Source organism: Saccharospirillum sp. ABV4_185 (assembly GCF_056159245.1).
The window spans coordinates 2,340,516-2,358,214 of the sequence record NZ_JBSWUW010000001.1 but is presented as its reverse complement, the minus strand read 5'-3'; the positions used below and the strand labels follow the sequence as shown (position 1 = coordinate 2,358,214).

Genomic DNA, 17,699 nt, shown 5'->3' with positions numbered 1-17,699 from the left:
CACCTCCGGTGCAGGGCCGGCTGGGGTCGCACACGACCACATGGGCCCCAGAGAGTAGTGAGAGTGCGTCATCTGGTTTTCAAAATAAAAAACCCCGAACCATCTCTGCTCTGGGGCGGTATTAAAAGCTTGACGAGGACCCGGCCGGCGTCCCGGTACTCGTAGAGCCCCGGAGCGCCGGCCGGATCATCGTGGTGCTTGTTTCTCGGACAATAAAAAACCCCAGGCCGTTTCCGACCTGGGGTTCGCAATAAAAGCTTGACGATGACCTACTCTCACATGGGGAAGCCCCACACTACCATCGGCGAGGCTGCGTTTCACGACTGAGTTCGGCAAGGAGTCAGGTGGTTCCACAGCTCTATGGTCGTCAAGCAAACTGGTTGGTGGCTGTTGTTCTTTGCTGTCTGCAACGAAGCCCTTCTTTACTCGGCTCCTGTCAACAACGCACCCAATTCGCTCTGATTGACGGTGTTTTCTCGTCTTTCTATCTTTCTGTCTGATCGTCCAAGTGTTCTATAGCTCTATCTTTGTTGCGTCCAAGCCGCCAACACCCCTTGGGCGTTATATGGCCAAGCCGCACGGGCCATTAGTACTGGTCAGCTCAACGCCTCACAGCGCTTACACATCCAGCCTATCAACCAGGTCGTCTTCCTGGGCCCTTTAGGAGACTCGAAGTCTCAGGGAAAACTCATCTTGAAGGGGGCTTCCCGCTTAGATGCTTTCAGCGGTTATCCCGTCCGAACGTAGCTACCGGGCAATGCGATTGGCATCACAACCCGTACACCAGGGGTTCGTCCACTCCGGTCCTCTCGTACTAGGAGCAGCTCTTCTCAGTTTTCCAACGTCCACGGCAGATAGGGACCGAACTGTCTCACGACGTTCTAAACCCAGCTCGCGTACCACTTTAAATGGCGAACAGCCATACCCTTGGGACCGGCTTCAGCCCCAGGATGTGATGAGCCGACATCGAGGTGCCAAACACCGCCGTCGATGTGAACTCTTGGGCGGTATCAGCCTGTTATCCCCGGAGTACCTTTTATCCGTTGAGCGATGGCCCTTCCATACAGAACCACCGGATCACTATGACCTGCTTTCGCACCTGCTCGACCTGTCCGTCTCGCAGTCAAGCACCCTTGTGCCATTACACTAACCGCATGATTTCCGACCATGCTTAGGGTACCTTCGTGCTCCTCCGTTACTCTTTGGGAGGAGACCGCCCCAGTCAAACTACCCACCACACACGGTCCTCGCCCTGGATCACAGGGCTGAGTTAGAACCTCAAACTTGCCAGGCTGGTATTTCAAGGTCGGCTCCACATGGACTGGCGTCCACGCTTCTAAGCCTCCCAGCTATCCTACACAAACAAGTTCAAAGTCCAGTGTGAAGCTGTAGTAAAGGTTCACGGGGTCTTTCCGTCTAGCCGCGGATACACTGCATCTTAACAGCGATTTCAATTTCACTGAGTCTCGGGTGGAGACAGCGCCCCCATCGTTACGCCATTCGTGCAGGTCGGAACTTACCCGACAAGGAATTTCGCTACCTTAGGACCGTTATAGTTACGGCCGCCGTTTACCGGGGCTTCGATCAAGAGCTTCGCCTAAGCTAACCCCATCAATTAACCTTCCGGCACCGGGCAGGCGTCACACCGTATACGTCCACTTTCGTGTTTGCACAGTGCTGTGTTTTTAATAAACAGTCGCAGGGGCCTGGTATCTTCGGCTGGCCTCAGCTCCAGTCGTAAAGACCTTCACCTAACACCAGCGTGCCTTCTCCCGAAGTTACGGCACCATTTTGCCTAGTTCCTTCACCCGAGTTCTCTCAAGCGCCTTGGTATTCTCTACCTGACCACCTGTGTCGGTTTTGGGTACGGTTCCGGTGTACCTGAAGCTTAGAGGCTTTTCCTGGAAGCTGGGCATCAGTGACTTCGCGTTCCGTAGAACGACCGTCATCGTGTCTCAGGATTGTGGAACCGGATTTGCCTAATCCCACTCCCTACTCACTTGAACCAGGACAACCAACGCCTGGATCACCTAGCCTTCTCCGTCCCCCCATCGCAGTACACCCAAGTACGGGAATATTAACCCGTTTCCCATCGACTACGCTTTTCAGCCTCGCCTTAGGGGCCGACTCACCCTGCTCCGATTAACGTTGAACAGGAACCCTTGGTCTTTCGGCGTGGGAGTTTTTCACTCCCATTGTCGTTACTCATGTCAGCATTCGCACTTCTGATACCTCCAGCATGCTTCTCAACACACCTTCAACGGCTTACAGAACGCTCCTCTACCACTTGTGCAAGCACAAGTCCGTAGCTTCGGTACCATGTTTGAGCCCCGTTATATCTTCCGCGCAGGCCGACTCGACTAGTGAGCTATTACGCTTTCTTTAAAGGGTGGCTGCTTCTAAGCCAACCTCCTAGCTGTCTAAGCCTTCCCACATCGTTTCCCACTTAACATGGATTTTGGGACCTTAGCTGACGGTCTGGGTTGTTTCCCTTTCCACGACGGACGTTAGCACCCGCCGTGTGTCTCCCGGATAGTACTCTACGGTATTCGGAGTTTGCATGGGGTTGGTAAGTCGGGATGACCCCCGAGCCCAAACAGTGCTCTACCCCCGTAGGTATAAGTCCGAGGCGCTACCTAAATAGCTTTCGAGGAGAACCAGCTATCTCCCGGCTTGATTAGCCTTTCACTCCGATCCACAGGTCATCCCCTAATTTTTCAACATTAGTGGGTTCGGTCCTCCAGTTGATGTTACTCAACCTTCAACCTGCCCATGGATAGATCGCCGGGTTTCGGGTCTACATCACGCGACTGGACGCCCAGTTAAGACTCGCTCTCGCTACGGCTCCCCTATACGGTTAACCTCGCCACGTAATGTAAGTCGCTGACCCATTATACAAAAGGTACGCCATCACCCCCGAAGGGGCTCTGACTGCTTGTACGTACAGGGTTTCAGGGTCTATTTCACTCCCCTCTCCGGGGTTCTTTTCGCCTTTCCCTCACGGTACTGGTTCACTATCGGTCAACTGGGAGTATTTAGCCTTGGAGGATGGTCCCCCCGTCTTCAGTCAGGATACCACGTGTCCCGACCTACTCGATTTCACACCGTTGAGCTTTCGTGTACGGGGCTATCACCCACTATGGCGGTCCTTTCCAGAACCTTCCACTAACTGGCCCGGTGCTTAAGGGCTGGTCCCCGTTCGCTCGCCGCTACTGAGGGAATCTCGGTTGATTTCTTTTCCTCGGGGTACTTAGATGTTTCAGTTCCCCCGGTTCGCCTCTTGCTCCTATGTATTCAGAACAAGATACCCGCTAAAAGCAGGTGGGTTTCCCCATTCAGACATCTCCGGATCACAGGTCGTTTGCCACCTCCCCGAAGCTTTTCGCAGGCTACCACGTCTTTCATCGCCTCCAGTTGCCAAGGCATCCACCCTGTACGCTTAATCGCTTGACCATATAACCCGAAGGAGTGTCCCCACCGAAGTGGCTTCACGCTTCAAGCTTATGAGCGACGTCTTGAACGACAAAGATATTGCTACGCTTGGTTTTAATCAGACTTCTTTCTTTGAGAAAACTTCAATCAGATTGTTAAAGAACAGAAGATGCTTGCGAGTCTGCGCAAGGCGAAATGTTCTTGCTGTGATAAACAACAAAACCACTTGGCGTTGCGGACGAATGAATGGATTGTTTTTCTAACTCTTGCAGAACGTTCTCGATGACCAAATTCGTCAGAGCGAGGCGGAGTACGAGGAAGCATAGCCATCTATGCGACGAGTGCTCCAACGAAGCGCTGGCGGATTTGGTGGAGCTATGCGGGATCGAACCGCAGACCTCCTGCGTGCAAAGCAGGCGCTCTCCCAGCTGAGCTATAGCCCCATTTAAACTTGACCTTTTTCCGCCTGAACTTCGTTGCGCCGCTTCGCTCGTTCAGTCACATGCTTCAGCATGCTCCTTCACTCACTCATTGCGCGCCTCGTCAGCCGAAAAAATCTCGGCGTTTAACTTCAACGCTTAAAACGCTTTAATTTTCGCAAGACAAGGCGGAAGTTCGCGAAGCGTATTAACAATACGTGAGCGGGCTTCCAACGCAGGATTGCGGAAATTTGGTAGGACTGGGCAGATTTGAACTGCCGACCTCACCCTTATCAGGGGTGCGCTCTAACCAACTGAGCTACAGTCCTGGAAATCATCAGCGAGCTAAGTTGGTAAGGCAGATTTGAACTGCCGACCTCACCCTACTCTTTATCCGCATTCGCGGCCGGGGTGCGCTCTAACCAACTGAACTACAGTCCTGAAAATCGTCAGTGGCTGCAGGCCGATTTTCCAACGTACAAACACGCAAAAAATCAGCGAGCCCTGTCGCTAATCCATTCACATCTTCAAGGAATCAAGTAATTCGTTGTGGACACTTGCGAGTCTAGGTTTAAGGAGGTGATCCAACCCCAGGTTCCCCTAGGGTTACCTTGTTACGACTTCACCCCAGTCATCAACCACACCGTGGTGAGCGCCCAATGTTAAGCTACCCACTTCTGGTGCAATCAACTCCCATGGTGTGACGGGCGGTGTGTACAAGGCCCGGGAACGTATTCACCGTGACATTCTGATTCACGATTACTAGCGATTCCGACTTCATGGAGTCGAGTTGCAGACTCCAATCCGGACTACGACCGGCTTTTTCAGATTAGCTCCACCTCGCGGCTTCGCAACCGTCTGTACCGGCCATTGTAGCACGTGTGTAGCCCTACTCGTAAGGGCCATGATGACTTGACGTCGTCCCCGCCTTCCTCCGGTTTGTCACCGGCAGTCTCCTTATAGTCCCCGACCGAATCGCTGGCAAATAAGGATAAGGGTTGCGCTCGTTACGGGACTTAACCCAACATTTCACAACACGAGCTGACGACAGCCATGCAGCACCTGTCACTGCGTTCCCGAAGGCACCAAGGTATCTCTACCAAGTTCGCAGGATTTCAAGAGTAGGTAAGGTTCTTCGCGTTGCTTCGAATTAAACCACATGCTCCACCGCTTGTGCGGGCCCCCGTCAATTCATTTGAGTTTTAACCTTGCGGCCGTACTCCCCAGGCGGTCGACTTATCGCGTTAACTTCGCCACCAAGTCCTTAAAGGTCCCAACGGCTAGTCGACATCGTTTACGGCGTGGACTACCAGGGTATCTAATCCTGTTTGCTCCCCACGCTTTCGCACCTCAGCGTCAGTATCAGCCCAGAGTGTCGCCTTCGCCACTGGTGTTCCTTCCGATCTCTACGCATTTCACCGCTACACCGGAAATTCCACACTCCTCTGCCGTACTCAAGCGAGCCAGTTTTGAATGCCATTCCCAGGTTGAGCCCGGGGCTTTCACATCCAACTTAACTTGCCGCCTACGCGCGCTTTACGCCCAGTAATTCCGATTAACGCTCGCACCCTCCGTATTACCGCGGCTGCTGGCACGGAGTTAGCCGGTGCTTCTTCTGACAGTAACGTCAATGATCTCGGGTATTAACCGAAACCCCTTCCTCCTGTCTGAAAGTGCTTTACAACCCGAAAGCCTTCTTCACACACGCGGCATGGCTGGATCAGGGTTGCCCCCATTGTCCAATATTCCCCACTGCTGCCTCCCGTAGGAGTCTGGGCCGTGTCTCAGTCCCAGTGTGGCTGATCATCCTCTCAGACCAGCTAGAGATCGTCGCCTTGGTGAGCCTTTACCCCACCAACTAGCTAATCTCACGCAGGCTCATCCAGTAGCGAGAGCCGAAGCCCCCTTTCCTCCGTAGAGATTATTCGGTATTAATCCGGATTTCTCCGGGCTATCCCCAACTACCGGGCAGATTCCTACGCGTTACTCACCCGTCCGCCGCTCGTCAGCAACTAGCAAGCTAGTCCTGTTACCGCTCGACTTGCATGTGTTAGGCCTGCCGCCAGCGTTCAATCTGAGCCATGATCAAACTCTTCAGTTTAAAGTCTGGCAAAGCATCCAAAGACACTTCGCCTTTACTCATGACTCGTTCGCAAGCTGGAATCCCCTAAAGAATTCCAACGCCTCTCAGAATTTTCTGACAGGTCACTTGTCGATCGAGTTTTGTCCCTAAGGACATATTGGTCGACCCACAAGCGCCCACACGAATTACTTGATTCCAACACTGTTAAAGATCGACGAGCCGCGCTGTTGGCGCTCGTTTAAGCGAGGCGCGTATTCTACGCCTGCGCCGCATCCTGTCAACTCTAATTTGCAAAATTCGTTTAGGAATCAGCTTGTTAGCGTCGCGCTCTTCATCGACTCGAACAGCGCTTCAGGATGGCTGTCGGTGACAGCGGAGGCGCATTATAGAGATGAACATTGAGCTGTCAATGGTCAGCGACAGCCAATTGGGAATAATAGTCGAGCAGTGCTTTGGCTTCGCGCTCGACGGTGTAATCTGAGAGTACGGTTTGACGACCAGCAGCAGCCAGTTCAGCTCGTAACTGTGCATCTGACATGAGCAATTCCAACCGCTTGGCAACCTGTTGCCACTCGCCAGCCGGGACCAAAAATCCATTGTGGCCATCATCAATGATATCAGGCCAGGCGCCGGCCTCGCTGGCAACCACCGCCGCTTCGGTGCTCATGGCTTCCAGCACTGTCAGCCCGAACCCTTCATTACGACTCAGCGCGGTAACAATCGACATGGCACGAAAATAATCAGGCACTTTGGCGAAGGGAAGCTCACCGGTAAAAATAATTCGCTCGGATAAACCTGCGGATTCGATCAGGCTTTTTTGCTGATCAACAAAGGCTTGCTGGTCCGAACCATAACCACCGACGATAACGACACTGAACTGTGGATGCCTTGGCAACACCTTCAACGCCGCTTGAACCAAAAGGTCGACACCTTTTTGTTCGCGCACCCGGCCAAAAATTCCAATGCCAAACTGACCGGGCAAAGACATGGACTGCCATAAGGTTTGTCGGTCTTCCGCCGGTGCATAGTGCTCAACGTTAATACCATGTGGTACCAGTTGATCCGGAGGTGTCGGCATATATTTAGCAGCGGCCGTGCAGGTCGATAAGAGCCCATCCATACGATTCATTAAAAAACGCGTCAACCAGGTTTTGCGACGCTGGGCCGTCGAGGTGAAGACGATACGAATACGGGCGCCTAACAATTTCAATAAAAGCGCCTGGATCATCTCGTCGTTACGGCGCGCATGAAAAACTCTTATACGGCCATTGGCCAGAGGTTTTCGGGCCAGTCTTAAAAGACGCCAAAAACCCAAAGACGGAACATCATCGGGCAAGTGATGATCCCCAAGCACTACCAAAGAACGATATTTTTTTTGCACCTGCAATACTTGCAACATGGTGCTGGTAACGCCGGAAAAACGTTTATTGGAATTGCCCAGGATAATTTCGAATTGCGGATCCGGTTGCATAGCCATCAGTCGACTCGACCTTCTTCCGGCACAATGCCGTAAGGGGTCCAGGAACGTCCGCTTTGTCGGACATCCGCCCGAATCGCATTGTTACGTGCCCAAATTTCCGGCCTAGAATAGCCACGCTTGTGATCAAGGTGCAGGCAGATCGCTTGGTAGCGAACACGCTGAGACTGGAAGCCGAGATTCCACAAACGCTCCCCCAGCTCCCGATCCAAACCACCATATTGCATGCGCTCGTCAAAACCATTGACCCGCAGCAGGGCGTCGCGCCAGGTTGAACTGTTCATGCCGTTCCAACTGGCCTTGGCCGGGGTTAACCGGTTCAACCAACGCGCCAGCATTGCGGATTTCACCAGTTTCCATAGTTTATGGTTTTTAGGTTGCCCCTGACTGATCAACCATGAACGATCAAAGGGGCGTTGCTGGTTGATGTCTTCAATGCTGATTTGCTGTGACACCGGCATGGTCAGTTTTAAATAGCCACCAGATAGAAAAGTACCTGGCTTGGCGTGCTGTCTATGGACGGCAATGAAGTCGGCACGAGGAATACAATCGCCATCGGTGAAGATCAGATAATCAACGCTCGTTTCCTTGATCGCTTTATTCAGAATTTCGGTCTTTCTAAAGCCGTTGTCTTCATGCCAGACATGACGAATATTGAGCCTGCCCCTGTTTCGAAATTGCTCAATCAAAGCGCGGGTATCATCATCTGAACCATCATCAGCAATAATAGTCTCAAAGTCTCCATCGCTCTGGCACTCATAGCCAGCGAGGACTTTTTTCAACCACAATGGCGAATTATAGGTAGTGATCACCACACCCATACTGAAAACCGGTTTTTGCGTAGTGCTCTTAGAATGCTGCGACATCAGCCACGGTGCTCCTTGGCCAGAAACTCTTCCGATTGCATTTCCTGCAGACGGCTGATCGTACGCTGGAATTCAAAGCTCAGGCGGCCGTCATTATAGAGTTGTTCAATGGGCACTTCGGTCGACAACAACAGCTTTACCTGGCGGTCATAAAATTCGTCGACCAAGTTAATGAACCGTCGGGCGCTGTCATCGTTGCGACCATCGAATACCGGTACGCCACTGATCAGTACCGCATGAAAGCTGCGCGCTAATTCAATGTAGTCATTCTGACTGCGCGGGCCATCGCACAGGCTGCCGAAATTGAACCAGACAACATCATCACAGTATCGTCTTGCCTTGATGGTTCTGCCCAAGACGTCCAGATCGTAATTTTCTTCAACCGCATCCTTTTCCGGAATCAATCGCTCAAAGGCCGAATTCAAAGCCTGTTCAGACTGTTCATCAGCGGGTGAATAAAAGATGGGCGCTTGGGTCAAAGTGCGCAGTCGGTAGTCGATGCCACCGTCCACATTGAGTACGCGGGTATGACGCTTGAGCAATTCGATGGCCGGTATAAAGAGTGCGCGCTGCAGTCCATCTTTATAAAGGTTGTCCGGCGGAATGTTGGATGTGGCCACCAAGGTGACGCCTCGCCCGAACAAAGCCTTCAACAGATTGGCCAGGATCATGGCATCGCCGATATCAGTGACAAAGAATTCGTCGAAACACAACACCCGGGATTCACGCGCGATCTCTTCAGCCACCAACTCCAGCGGGTTGGCCTGACCTTTATGTTCTTTCAAACCACGGTGTACGCGGCGCATAAAGTGGTGAAAGTGCATACGGCCTTTATCTTCAAACGGTAAAGTTTGAAAGAAGGTATCCATCAAATAGGTTTTACCGCGCCCCACACCGCCCCAGAAATAGAGGCCAGGCACCGGGTCTGAGGAGCGACCAAACAGCCGGCCGAGGCGGCCCGTCAGTTTTTTTTGCGACTCCTGTTGCGCCAGCAATTGGTCGTATAACGACTGCAATGCCTTGACGGCATCTTCCTGAGCCGGATCATGAGAAAAGCCGGGTTGTTCCAAGTCGGCCTGATAACGGGCCCAGGGGGTGGTCATCGACGACTCCACAGATGAGGACAAGGCGGGGAATTTTACGGGAAAGGCCCGGACAATCAATGATCGAACCTGTCGAGTTGATCGCTGCCAATCGTCTCGACAAACGTTAGAATAATGGCGAACTAAGGACCAAGATGGTCAAACGCCTACTAATTTGGAGACTCAGATGTTGCAACTGGATTGGATGACACTGCTGGCGGCCCTGGTCGTCGCGTTGATTGTAGGCATCGTCGTGGGTCGGCTCTGGGCCCGAGGCCAGGGAGATGACAACGGCAGCCTGAAACGCCAACTCGACGATCTGAAGCGCCAGCATCAGAATTATCAGGTCAGCGTTACCGAACACTTCAACCGCACCACCGAGCTGATTGATGGCCTGACCGTCAGCTACAACGCCATTCGCAGTCACCTCGATCAGGGTGCGGATGAACTGGTGGCGCCGGAATATCGACTGGAGTCGGCACGCAGCGGCAGCGAAGACCTGCAAAGCCTGGCGCCAGATTCGGAAATGGCCAATGCCAGCTATACCGGCCCGCGCGATTACGCGCCCAAAAGCGGTGACGAAGAAGGTACGCTATCGGAAACCTATGGCCTGCGCCGCGAGGCTTTTGTGTCGGACGAAGCTGACGATGACGTCGAAACGGCAACCGCCGATAAGGCGAAAAAGTCGCGATAGTCATATATCAAAATATTCTTACAGGCAGTAACAACAATAACAAATAGCTTTGTTATAGTGCGTCCAGCTTGATACACCCTCTTTGGACGGACTATGGCACAGCAAATGTTCACCCACCTCAAACAGCTGGAAGCGGAAAGCATCCACATCATTCGTGAGGTCGCCGCTGAATTCGATAACCCGGTCATGCTCTACTCGATCGGCAAGGATTCAGCGGTGATGCTGCATCTGGCCCGCAAGGCATTCTTTCCCGGCCGCATCCCTTTCAAACTGCTGCACGTCGATACCGGCTGGAAGTTCAAGGAAATGTACGAATTCCGCGACAAGATGGCGCGGGATTACGAGTTCGAACTGCTGGTTTACCAAAATCAGGATGGCGTGCGTCAAGGCATCAATCCGTTTGATCACGGCAGTGCCAAACACACCGACATTATGAAGACCCAGGCGTTGAAACAGGCGTTGGATCTGTACAAGTTCGATGCCGCCTTTGGTGGTGCGCGCCGCGATGAAGAAAAATCACGCGCCAAAGAACGGGTCTATTCATTCCGCGATCGCAACCACCGCTGGGACCCAAAAAACCAGCGCCCGGAACTGTGGAATATCTACAACGGCAAGATCAATCGCGGCGAAAGCATCCGCGTGTTCCCGTTGTCGAACTGGACCGAGCTGGACATCTGGCAATACATCCATCTGGAAAGCATTCCCATCGTACCGTTGTATTTCGCTGCCAAACGACCGGTGGTTGAACGCGACGGCATGCTGATCAACGTCAACGATGAGCGCATGAAATTACTGCCCGGCGAGGAAGTGCAAGAGAAGATGGTGCGCTTTCGGACGCTCGGCTGTTACCCGCTGACCGGCGCGGTCGAATCGGAAGCCAACACCTTGCCGGATATCATCCAGGAAATGCTGCTCACCACCACCAGTGAGCGTCAGGGTCGAGCCATCGATCACGATTCTTCCGGCTCGATGGAAAAGAAAAAACAGGAAGGCTACTTCTAATGGCACACCAATCTGACTTGATCGCTCAGGATATCCACGCCTACCTGAAGCAACACGAACATAAAGAACTGCTGCGTTTTCTCACCTGCGGCAGTGTCGATGATGGTAAGTCAACGCTGATCGGCCGGCTGCTGCACGATTCCAAAATGATCTATGAAGATCAACTGGCTGCCATCGAAAAAGACAGCAAAAAATCCGGCACCACCGGCGAGAAGATCGACCTGGCGTTACTGGTCGATGGATTGCAAGCCGAGCGCGAACAAGGCATTACCATCGACGTTGCCTACCGCTATTTTTCCACCAATAAGCGCAAGTTCATCATCGCCGATACACCGGGACACGAGCAGTACACTCGGAACATGGCGACCGGCGCCTCAACCTGCGATCTGGCGGTCATTCTGATCGACGCCCGTTACGGTGTGCAGACGCAGACGCGTCGCCACAGTTACATCGCGCATTTGCTTGGTCTGAAGCATATCATTGTAGCGGTGAACAAGATGGATCTGGTCGATTTCAGCGAAGCGCGCTTCGAGGAAATCAAAGCCGATTATCTGCAATTCGCGGAGCAACTGAAGCTGCCGGAAATTCATTTTGTGCCGCTGTCGGCGCTCGATGGCGACAACGTTGTCAGCCGTAGTGAACGCTCCCCCTGGTACCAGGGCGCACCTTTGATGGAGCTGCTGGAAACCATCGAAATCTCGCACGACCGCGATATCGAACACTTCCGTCTGCCAGTGCAATACGTTAACCGGCCGGATCTCGATTTTCGTGGTTTCGCCGGCACCATTGCTGCGGGCACCATCAAGCCCGGCGATACCGTCCGCGCCCTGCCCTCAGGTTTAAGCTCCACTGTTGAGCGCATCGTCACCTTCGATGGCGATCTGGACGAAGCCTTCCCCGGCCAGGCCATTACCCTGACGCTGACCGATGAGATCGACGTCAGCCGCGGAGATATGCTGGTTGGCGCCAAGGACGAACCGCTGGTATCGCAAGCTTTCCAGGCCAAGGTTGTGTGGATGCACGACAATGCGCTGGTACCAGGCCGTCAGTACGATTTCAAAGTCGGTACGCAAACCGCTACCGGTACTTTCAGCGCGCTGCATCGGCAGATTGACGTTAATACGCTGGTTGACAGCACAGCGGACGAACTGCCACTGAACGGCATTGGTGATGTGACCATTCAGTTGAACAAACCGGTCGTCGCCGACCCTTATGGACAGATTGCCGGTACCGGTGCTTTTATCGTTATCGATCGGTTGAGCAACGTCACCGTTGGCGCCGGTATGATTGAAGCGGCGGCTCAGTCGCGCGACAACCATCCGGTCACCGAAGCCGAACGCGCTGCGCGTTATCGCCAGAAACCAGTGTCGGTAGTATTGGATGTGGAAGATGCCGCTGAACGTGCGGTCGAACTGGAGCGAGCTCTGTACGATCTGGGTCACACCAGCGTCATCGTCCGCCCGGAAGATGCGCTGGCCGTCGCGCCTTATATCGAAGCCGCCGGTCTGATTGCCATCATTGCCGGTAAAACCGATGCGCCCTTTGGCTTCAAAGTTGAAGACGCCTCACCGGCGGCAGTGATCAGGCTGCTACGTCAACACGACATTCTCGACGACTGATCAGACCGGAATCGGCAGGTCGATAAATTCGACATTCAACCCGAAGCGCTGGGCCAGATGCCAACCCAACGCTTCGGGCCCGCCACGCTCAGTGGCGTGATGTCCCGCCGCGTAATAATGCACCCCGCTTTCGCGCGCCAGATGCACCGTCGGCTCGCTGATTTCGCCTGAAATAAAGGCATCGATACCTGCATCAATGGCCATCTGCAAATAACCCTGGGCTGCTCCGGTACACCAGGCCACGGTTTCGATTTCGTCTTCATCCTCACCGATGTGCAACACCTGATAATCCAGTGCTTCACTCAGGGATTGACGCAAACTGGCGCCGGTTTCCGCTCCGTCGACCCGACCGTGCCAAACCAGACTGTCACCCAGAGTGCCTTCTGCCGTCCAACCGAGCAGTTGACCCAACTGAGCGTTATTGCCAACGTCCGGATGCGCATCCAGCGGCAGATGATAGGCGAACAAATTGATGTCGTTGGCCAGCAAGGCAGCCAGCCGATTGCGTTTAATACCGGTGATCGGCGCCGGTTCACCTTTCCAGAAATAACCATGATGCACCAGGATGGCATCGGCCTGACGGTCAATGGCTTCATCGATCAAGCGTTGACTGGCGGTCACCCCAGTGACGATTTTGCGGATTTCCGATCGACCTGCCACCTGCAAACCATTGGGGCAGTAATCCTGGAAGCGTCCGACGTCGAGATAGTCGTCCAAATAAGCCACCAGGTCGTCGCGATGCAGTGTCATGATACACTCCGATTCAAGGTTTCTTTGCGCTCAAAAAGCACGAATTTAAGGAAGTGAATTTAACCTCATGAGTGTACCTCAAAGTGTGCGAGCTTGGCTGGTCCCTATCATTGCTGGCCTGGTTGTTGGTGGCCTGGTGGTGCTGTGGCCATCGTTTTCGCCCAAGCCAGAATTGACCACGACGGAGTTAGCGCCCACCCCGGTCAGTTACGCGGATGTTATCGCCCGCGCCCAATCCAGCGTGGTCAGCATTTACAGCAACAGTCGCTTGGAAAGACCCAGCCACCCGCTGTTAGACGATCCGTTTTTTTCGCAGTTTTTGCCGCAACAACCTCAGCATCAAACCAGCCTGGGCTCGGGCATCGTGCTCGACAATCAGGGGCATATTCTGACCAACGCCCACGTTATTGCTCAGGGTGAACAGATTATTGTCGAAGCCAGTGACGATCATAGCTATGAAGCACGCCTAGTCGGACTGGATCCGGACAGCGATCTGGCGGTTCTGAAAATCGATGCCAACAACACTCAGGCCATCGCCGTGAATAGAGATTATCGCGCCCGGGTTGGTGATCTGGTATTCGCCATCGGCAACCCCTTTGGTGTTGGCCAGACGGTATCGATGGGCATTATTTCCGCCACCGGCCGACACCAGCCTGGCCTGACGCGTTTTGCCGATTTTATCCAGACCGATGCAGCCATTAATCCAGGCAACAGCGGTGGCGCACTGATCAATGCCTACGGCGAACTGGTCGGCATTAATACGGCGATTTTTTCCAATAGCGGTGGTTTTCAAGGCATCGGTTTTGCCATTCCTTATGCGCATGCGCTGGATATTGCCCGACAATTAATTGAACAAGGCGCAGTCATGCACGGCTATCTGGGCATCGATGTGCGACCGGTTGCACCGCAACAACGAGCGCGATTCGGATTGGCGACGCCAGCCTGGGAAATCGTTGATGTGATGATCAACAGTCCGGCAGCGCAGGCCGGCGTACGAGCCGGTGATTGGTTGGTCAGTATTGAAGGGGAGTCGCTGGCCAGTCGGGCCGAAGCGGTGGGTCGCATTGCTGAGCATAAACCCGGCGAGCAATTGACGCTGGCCTTGTTGCGCGGCCAGCGTTTTTATCAGACTCGGGTAACGCTCAGCGAGCGACCCAACTAAGCGTCACAGCAAAGGTTTCAGTGCCGACAACAGACGTTCATTTTCGCTGCCACTGCCGACAGTGATGCGCAGGCAATCGGCGAGTAACGCATGGCTGCCGTCGAGTTTTTTGATCAGCACACCGGCATCTTTCAAACCTTGATGAATGGCCGCCGCCCGGCCGTTTTCGGTGCGCACCAGCACGAAGTTGGCCTGGCTATCGTAGACCGTCAGTTGCGGCAGCGCTTTCAATTGCTGAGTTAATTCACCACGCTGTTTAACCAGTTCCTGGGTTTGCTGCTCAAAGGTTTCGAAATGATCGAGCGCAAAGCTTGCCGCTGCCTGCACCAGATTGCCGATGTTATAAGGCAGGCGCAGTTTGTTGATTTCAGCGGTCCAGGTCGGATCGCCAATCAATACCCCCAAACGCAAACCGGCCAAGCCGACCTTGGACAGGGTGCGCAGAATCAGCAGGTTGGGATAGTCGTCCAGCCAGGACAGATAATCTGCCTCGGTAAAGGCGGTGTAAGCTTCATCCATCACCACCAAACCGGGCGCGGCTTCGATGATGCGACGCAGTTTTTCATCACCCCAAAGGTTGCCGGTGGGGTTATTCGGCTGGGCTAAAAAGATCAGTGCCGGCTGTTCACTGTCGATGCGTGCCAGCATGATTTCCAGATCAATTTCAAAACGCTCAGTCAGCGGCACACCAACGTAATCCATATCCAGATACTGAGCGATCATTCGGTACATCACGAAGCTCGGTTCCGGCGCCATCAAGGTTCTGCCTTTACCGGCTACCGCCATGGCAATTAATTGAATCAGCTCGTCCGAACCGTTACCCAGCAACAGTTCCCAGCGTTCATCAATATCCATCACCCGACGTAAACCCTGCTTCACTTCCGGAGCATCCGAGTGCGGATAACGATTCACCTGCACATCGGCCAGAGCTGCCTGCCATTGCTGCTGCAACTCCGCCGGCCAGGTAAAGGGATTTTCCATCGCATCCAGCTTTAACAAACCGCTGGAATCGGGCACCGGATAAGCCGCCAGTTTGCGAATATCGTCGCGCACCCAGCGTTGCACGCGGGCGTCAATTTTGTCTTGCCAGTCGGTTTTGCGATCGGTCATTGAATCAGTCTTCCAGACGTTTTTCGGCGCTGCGGGCGTGGGCGGTCAGCAGTTCACCACGCGCCAATACTGAGGCTACTGCGCCCAAGGTCTTAGCACCTTCAGGAGAAACGCCGATCAGGGATGTGCGCTTCTGGAAATCATAAACCCCCAGTGGCGAGAAGAACCGCGCGGTGCCGCTGGTCGGTAAAACATGATTGGGTCCGGCGCAATAATCACCCAGAGCTTCAGGCGTGTGGCGGCCCAAAAAGATGGCACCCGCGTGACGAATTGACGGCAGCCAGCTTTCCGGATCGTCGACCGACAATTCCAGATGTTCTGGTGCAATGCGATTAATCAATTCCGGCGCATCGGCCAGATCGGCCACCTGAATCAGGGCGCCACGTTCGCTCAGCGACTGACGCACAATGTCGGCACGCTCCAACGTCGGCAACAAGCGTTCGATGGCTTCGCTAACGGCATCGAGAAAGACGCCGTCCTGACTGATCAGAATCGACTGCGCATCGACGTCGTGCTCAGCCTGGGAAAACAGATCCAACGCTATCCAGTCCGGATCGGTTTTGCCGTCACAGACCACCAGAATTTCGCTGGGGCCGGCGATCATATCGATACCGACTTTACCGAAAACCTGCTGTTTGGCGGTGGCAACATAGATATTGCCCGGGCCTACAACCTTGTCGACCGCCGGTACTGTTTCTGTACCGTAAGCCAAAGCCGCCACAGCCTGGGCACCACCGATTAAAAAGATACGATCAATACCTGCCACATGGGCGGCGCCCAAGACGAAATCACTGACCTGACCATCGGGTGCCGGTGTGGTCATAACAATTTCACTGACACCGGCAACCCGCGCCGGCATGGCGTTCATAATCACCGACGACGCCAAGGGAGCGGTACCGCCGGGAACATAAATACCCACCTTGTCCATAGAGGTGACCTGCTGGCCGAGCAAGGTGCCGTTGGCTTCACGATACTGCCAGCTCTCACCCAGTTGATGCTGGTGATAGCTTTCAACCCGTTCGGCCGCGGTTTTCAAAGCATCCTGCTGTGCTTTCGGCAGGCGATCAAAACCGGCCTGGATGGCCGCAGCGCCCAGCATCAGTTGGTCGATGCTGTCGACCTGAAAACGATCAAAGCGAGCGGTGAATTCCAGCAGCGCCGCGTCACCACGAGCGCGGATATCAGCAATAATGTCAGCGACGCGTTGCTGAACGTCGGCGTCGGAGACCGACTCCCACGCCAACAGTTGATCCAGCTGGGCAGAAAATTCCGGGGATTGGGCGTCCAAGCGACGCAATGACAAGGTACTCATTAAGAAGCCTTCCTGCGATCAACAACAGCGCGACCTAGAGCTTCGACAATGGGGTTGAGGCGTTCGTCTTTCAATTTCAGCGCCAGCCGGCTGGCCACCAGGCGACTGCTGATATCAGCAATATGTTCCTGGGCTTCCAGGCCATTGGCTTTTAAGGTGTTACCGGTATCGACGATATCGACGATGCAGTCGGCCAGATCCATGATCGGCGCCAGCTCCATACCGCCGTACAACTTGATGACATCGACCTGCCGGCCCTGCTCGGCAAAATAACGCTTGGCGACATCGACAAACTTGGTCGCCACCTTCATCCGACCGAGTACCGGCTTGGCATCGACCAATCGCGCGGTCATCAACCGGCAGCGGGCAATCTCGAGGTCGAGCAACTCGTACATTTCTTCGGCGCCGTGTTCCATCAGCACGTCCTTGCCCGCCACACCCAGATCGGCGACACCGTATTCCACATAGGTCGGCACATCGGTGGCGCGAATGACGATAAAGCGCACGTCCGGGCGGGTGGTTTCGAAGATCAGCTTGCGCGAGGTATGGATGTCTTCCAACGGCTCAATTCCGGCTGCAGCAAACAACGGCAGCGTTTCCTTAAGGATGCGACCTTTCGACAGGGCGATGGTGATCTGATCTGCGGGGTTAGCCATGCTCGGACAATATGCTCTTGATCTTCAGTGAATTG

General features: G+C 54.1%; 11 protein-coding genes, 2 tRNA genes and 3 rRNA genes. 4 read left to right on the top strand and 12 right to left on the bottom strand.

The window, feature by feature from the left end; translation table 11 throughout:
• Positions 1-256: 256 nt before the first annotated feature.
• The 8 genes from rrf to zapE form a co-directional block, all read right to left on the bottom strand.
• Positions 257-372: ribosomal RNA gene (gene rrf / locus ACXAE6_RS11050) — 5S ribosomal RNA — on the bottom strand.
• 193 nt (positions 373-565) lie between these two features.
• Positions 566-3,453: ribosomal RNA gene (locus ACXAE6_RS11045) — 23S ribosomal RNA — on the bottom strand.
• A 346-nt stretch (positions 3,454-3,799) separates the two neighbouring features.
• Positions 3,800-3,875, bottom strand: a tRNA-Ala gene (locus tag ACXAE6_RS11040).
• 228 nt (positions 3,876-4,103) lie between these two features.
• Positions 4,104-4,180: transfer RNA gene (locus ACXAE6_RS11035), tRNA-Ile, on the bottom strand.
• Positions 4,181-4,423: 243 nt separating this feature from the next.
• Positions 4,424-5,952, bottom strand: a 16S ribosomal RNA gene (locus ACXAE6_RS11030).
• The 16S, 23S and 5S rRNA genes sit together here with 2 tRNA genes alongside, the layout of an rRNA operon.
• A gap of 388 nt (positions 5,953-6,340) precedes the next feature.
• The gene (locus tag ACXAE6_RS11025) at positions 6,341-7,411 is read right to left on the bottom strand and encodes a glycosyltransferase family 4 protein (RefSeq protein WP_475147589.1); all 1,071 of its coding nucleotides are present in this window, start codon (positions 7,409-7,411) and stop codon (positions 6,341-6,343) included.
• Positions 7,411-8,277: a glycosyltransferase family 2 protein gene (locus ACXAE6_RS11020; protein ID WP_475147587.1), complete on the bottom strand. Its 867-nt coding sequence runs from the start codon at positions 8,275-8,277 to the stop codon at positions 7,411-7,413. Before ACXAE6_RS11020 ends, ACXAE6_RS11025 begins: the two co-directional genes overlap by 1 nt.
• Positions 8,277-9,380: a cell division protein ZapE gene (gene zapE, locus ACXAE6_RS11015; protein ID WP_475147584.1), complete on the bottom strand. Its 1,104-nt coding sequence runs from the start codon at positions 9,378-9,380 to the stop codon at positions 8,277-8,279. The genes ACXAE6_RS11020 and zapE overlap by 1 nt, the downstream gene beginning before the upstream one ends.
• Before the next feature lie 166 nt (positions 9,381-9,546).
• Here zapE and ACXAE6_RS11010 point away from each other — a divergent pair, with 166 nt between their 5' ends.
• The 3 genes from ACXAE6_RS11010 (at position 9,547) to cysN (ending at position 12,674) form a co-directional block, all read left to right on the top strand.
• A complete protein-coding gene (locus ACXAE6_RS11010; RefSeq protein ID WP_475147582.1) occupies positions 9,547-10,053 on the top strand; it encodes a Z-ring associated ZapG family protein in 507 nt (168 codons plus the stop codon).
• Between the two features lie 93 nt (positions 10,054-10,146).
• The gene (cysD, locus tag ACXAE6_RS11005; RefSeq protein ID WP_475147579.1) at positions 10,147-11,055 is read left to right on the top strand and encodes a sulfate adenylyltransferase subunit CysD; all 909 of its coding nucleotides are present in this window, start codon (positions 10,147-10,149) and stop codon (positions 11,053-11,055) included.
• The gene (gene cysN, locus ACXAE6_RS11000; RefSeq protein WP_475147577.1) at positions 11,055-12,674 is read left to right on the top strand and encodes a sulfate adenylyltransferase subunit CysN; all 1,620 of its coding nucleotides are present in this window, start codon (positions 11,055-11,057) and stop codon (positions 12,672-12,674) included. The genes cysD and cysN overlap by 1 nt, the downstream gene beginning before the upstream one ends.
• Here the strand turns inward: cysN and ACXAE6_RS10995 are convergent, their stop codons facing one another.
• Complete coding sequence (locus ACXAE6_RS10995) at positions 12,675-13,424, bottom strand: Nif3-like dinuclear metal center hexameric protein (RefSeq protein WP_392804212.1); 750 nt, start codon at positions 13,422-13,424, stop codon at positions 12,675-12,677. It abuts the gene before it with no gap.
• A 67-nt stretch (positions 13,425-13,491) separates the two neighbouring features.
• Here ACXAE6_RS10995 and ACXAE6_RS10990 point away from each other — a divergent pair, with 67 nt between their 5' ends.
• Entirely contained in the window at positions 13,492-14,586 is a 1,095-nt protein-coding gene (locus ACXAE6_RS10990) for a S1C family serine protease (RefSeq protein WP_475147574.1), read from the top strand.
• A 3-nt stretch (positions 14,587-14,589) separates the two neighbouring features.
• On the opposite strand, the gene hisC is transcribed toward ACXAE6_RS10990, so the two are convergent.
• From hisC to hisG, 3 genes are read right to left on the bottom strand one after another with little or no spacing between them, the layout of a single operon-like run.
• Positions 14,590-15,696, bottom strand: coding sequence for a histidinol-phosphate transaminase (gene hisC, locus ACXAE6_RS10985; protein ID WP_475147569.1), 1,107 nt, complete (start codon positions 15,694-15,696; stop codon positions 14,590-14,592).
• Positions 15,697-15,700: 4 nt separating this feature from the next.
• Entirely contained in the window at positions 15,701-17,008 is a 1,308-nt protein-coding gene (gene hisD / locus ACXAE6_RS10980; RefSeq protein WP_475147566.1) for a histidinol dehydrogenase, read from the bottom strand.
• Positions 17,008-17,664 carry an ATP phosphoribosyltransferase gene (gene hisG, locus ACXAE6_RS10975; RefSeq protein ID WP_475147563.1) on the bottom strand — a complete coding sequence of 219 codons (657 nt, stop codon included), beginning with the start codon at positions 17,662-17,664 and terminating at the stop codon, positions 17,008-17,010. Before hisG ends, hisD begins: the two co-directional genes overlap by 1 nt.
• Positions 17,665-17,699: the final 35 nt, after the last annotated feature.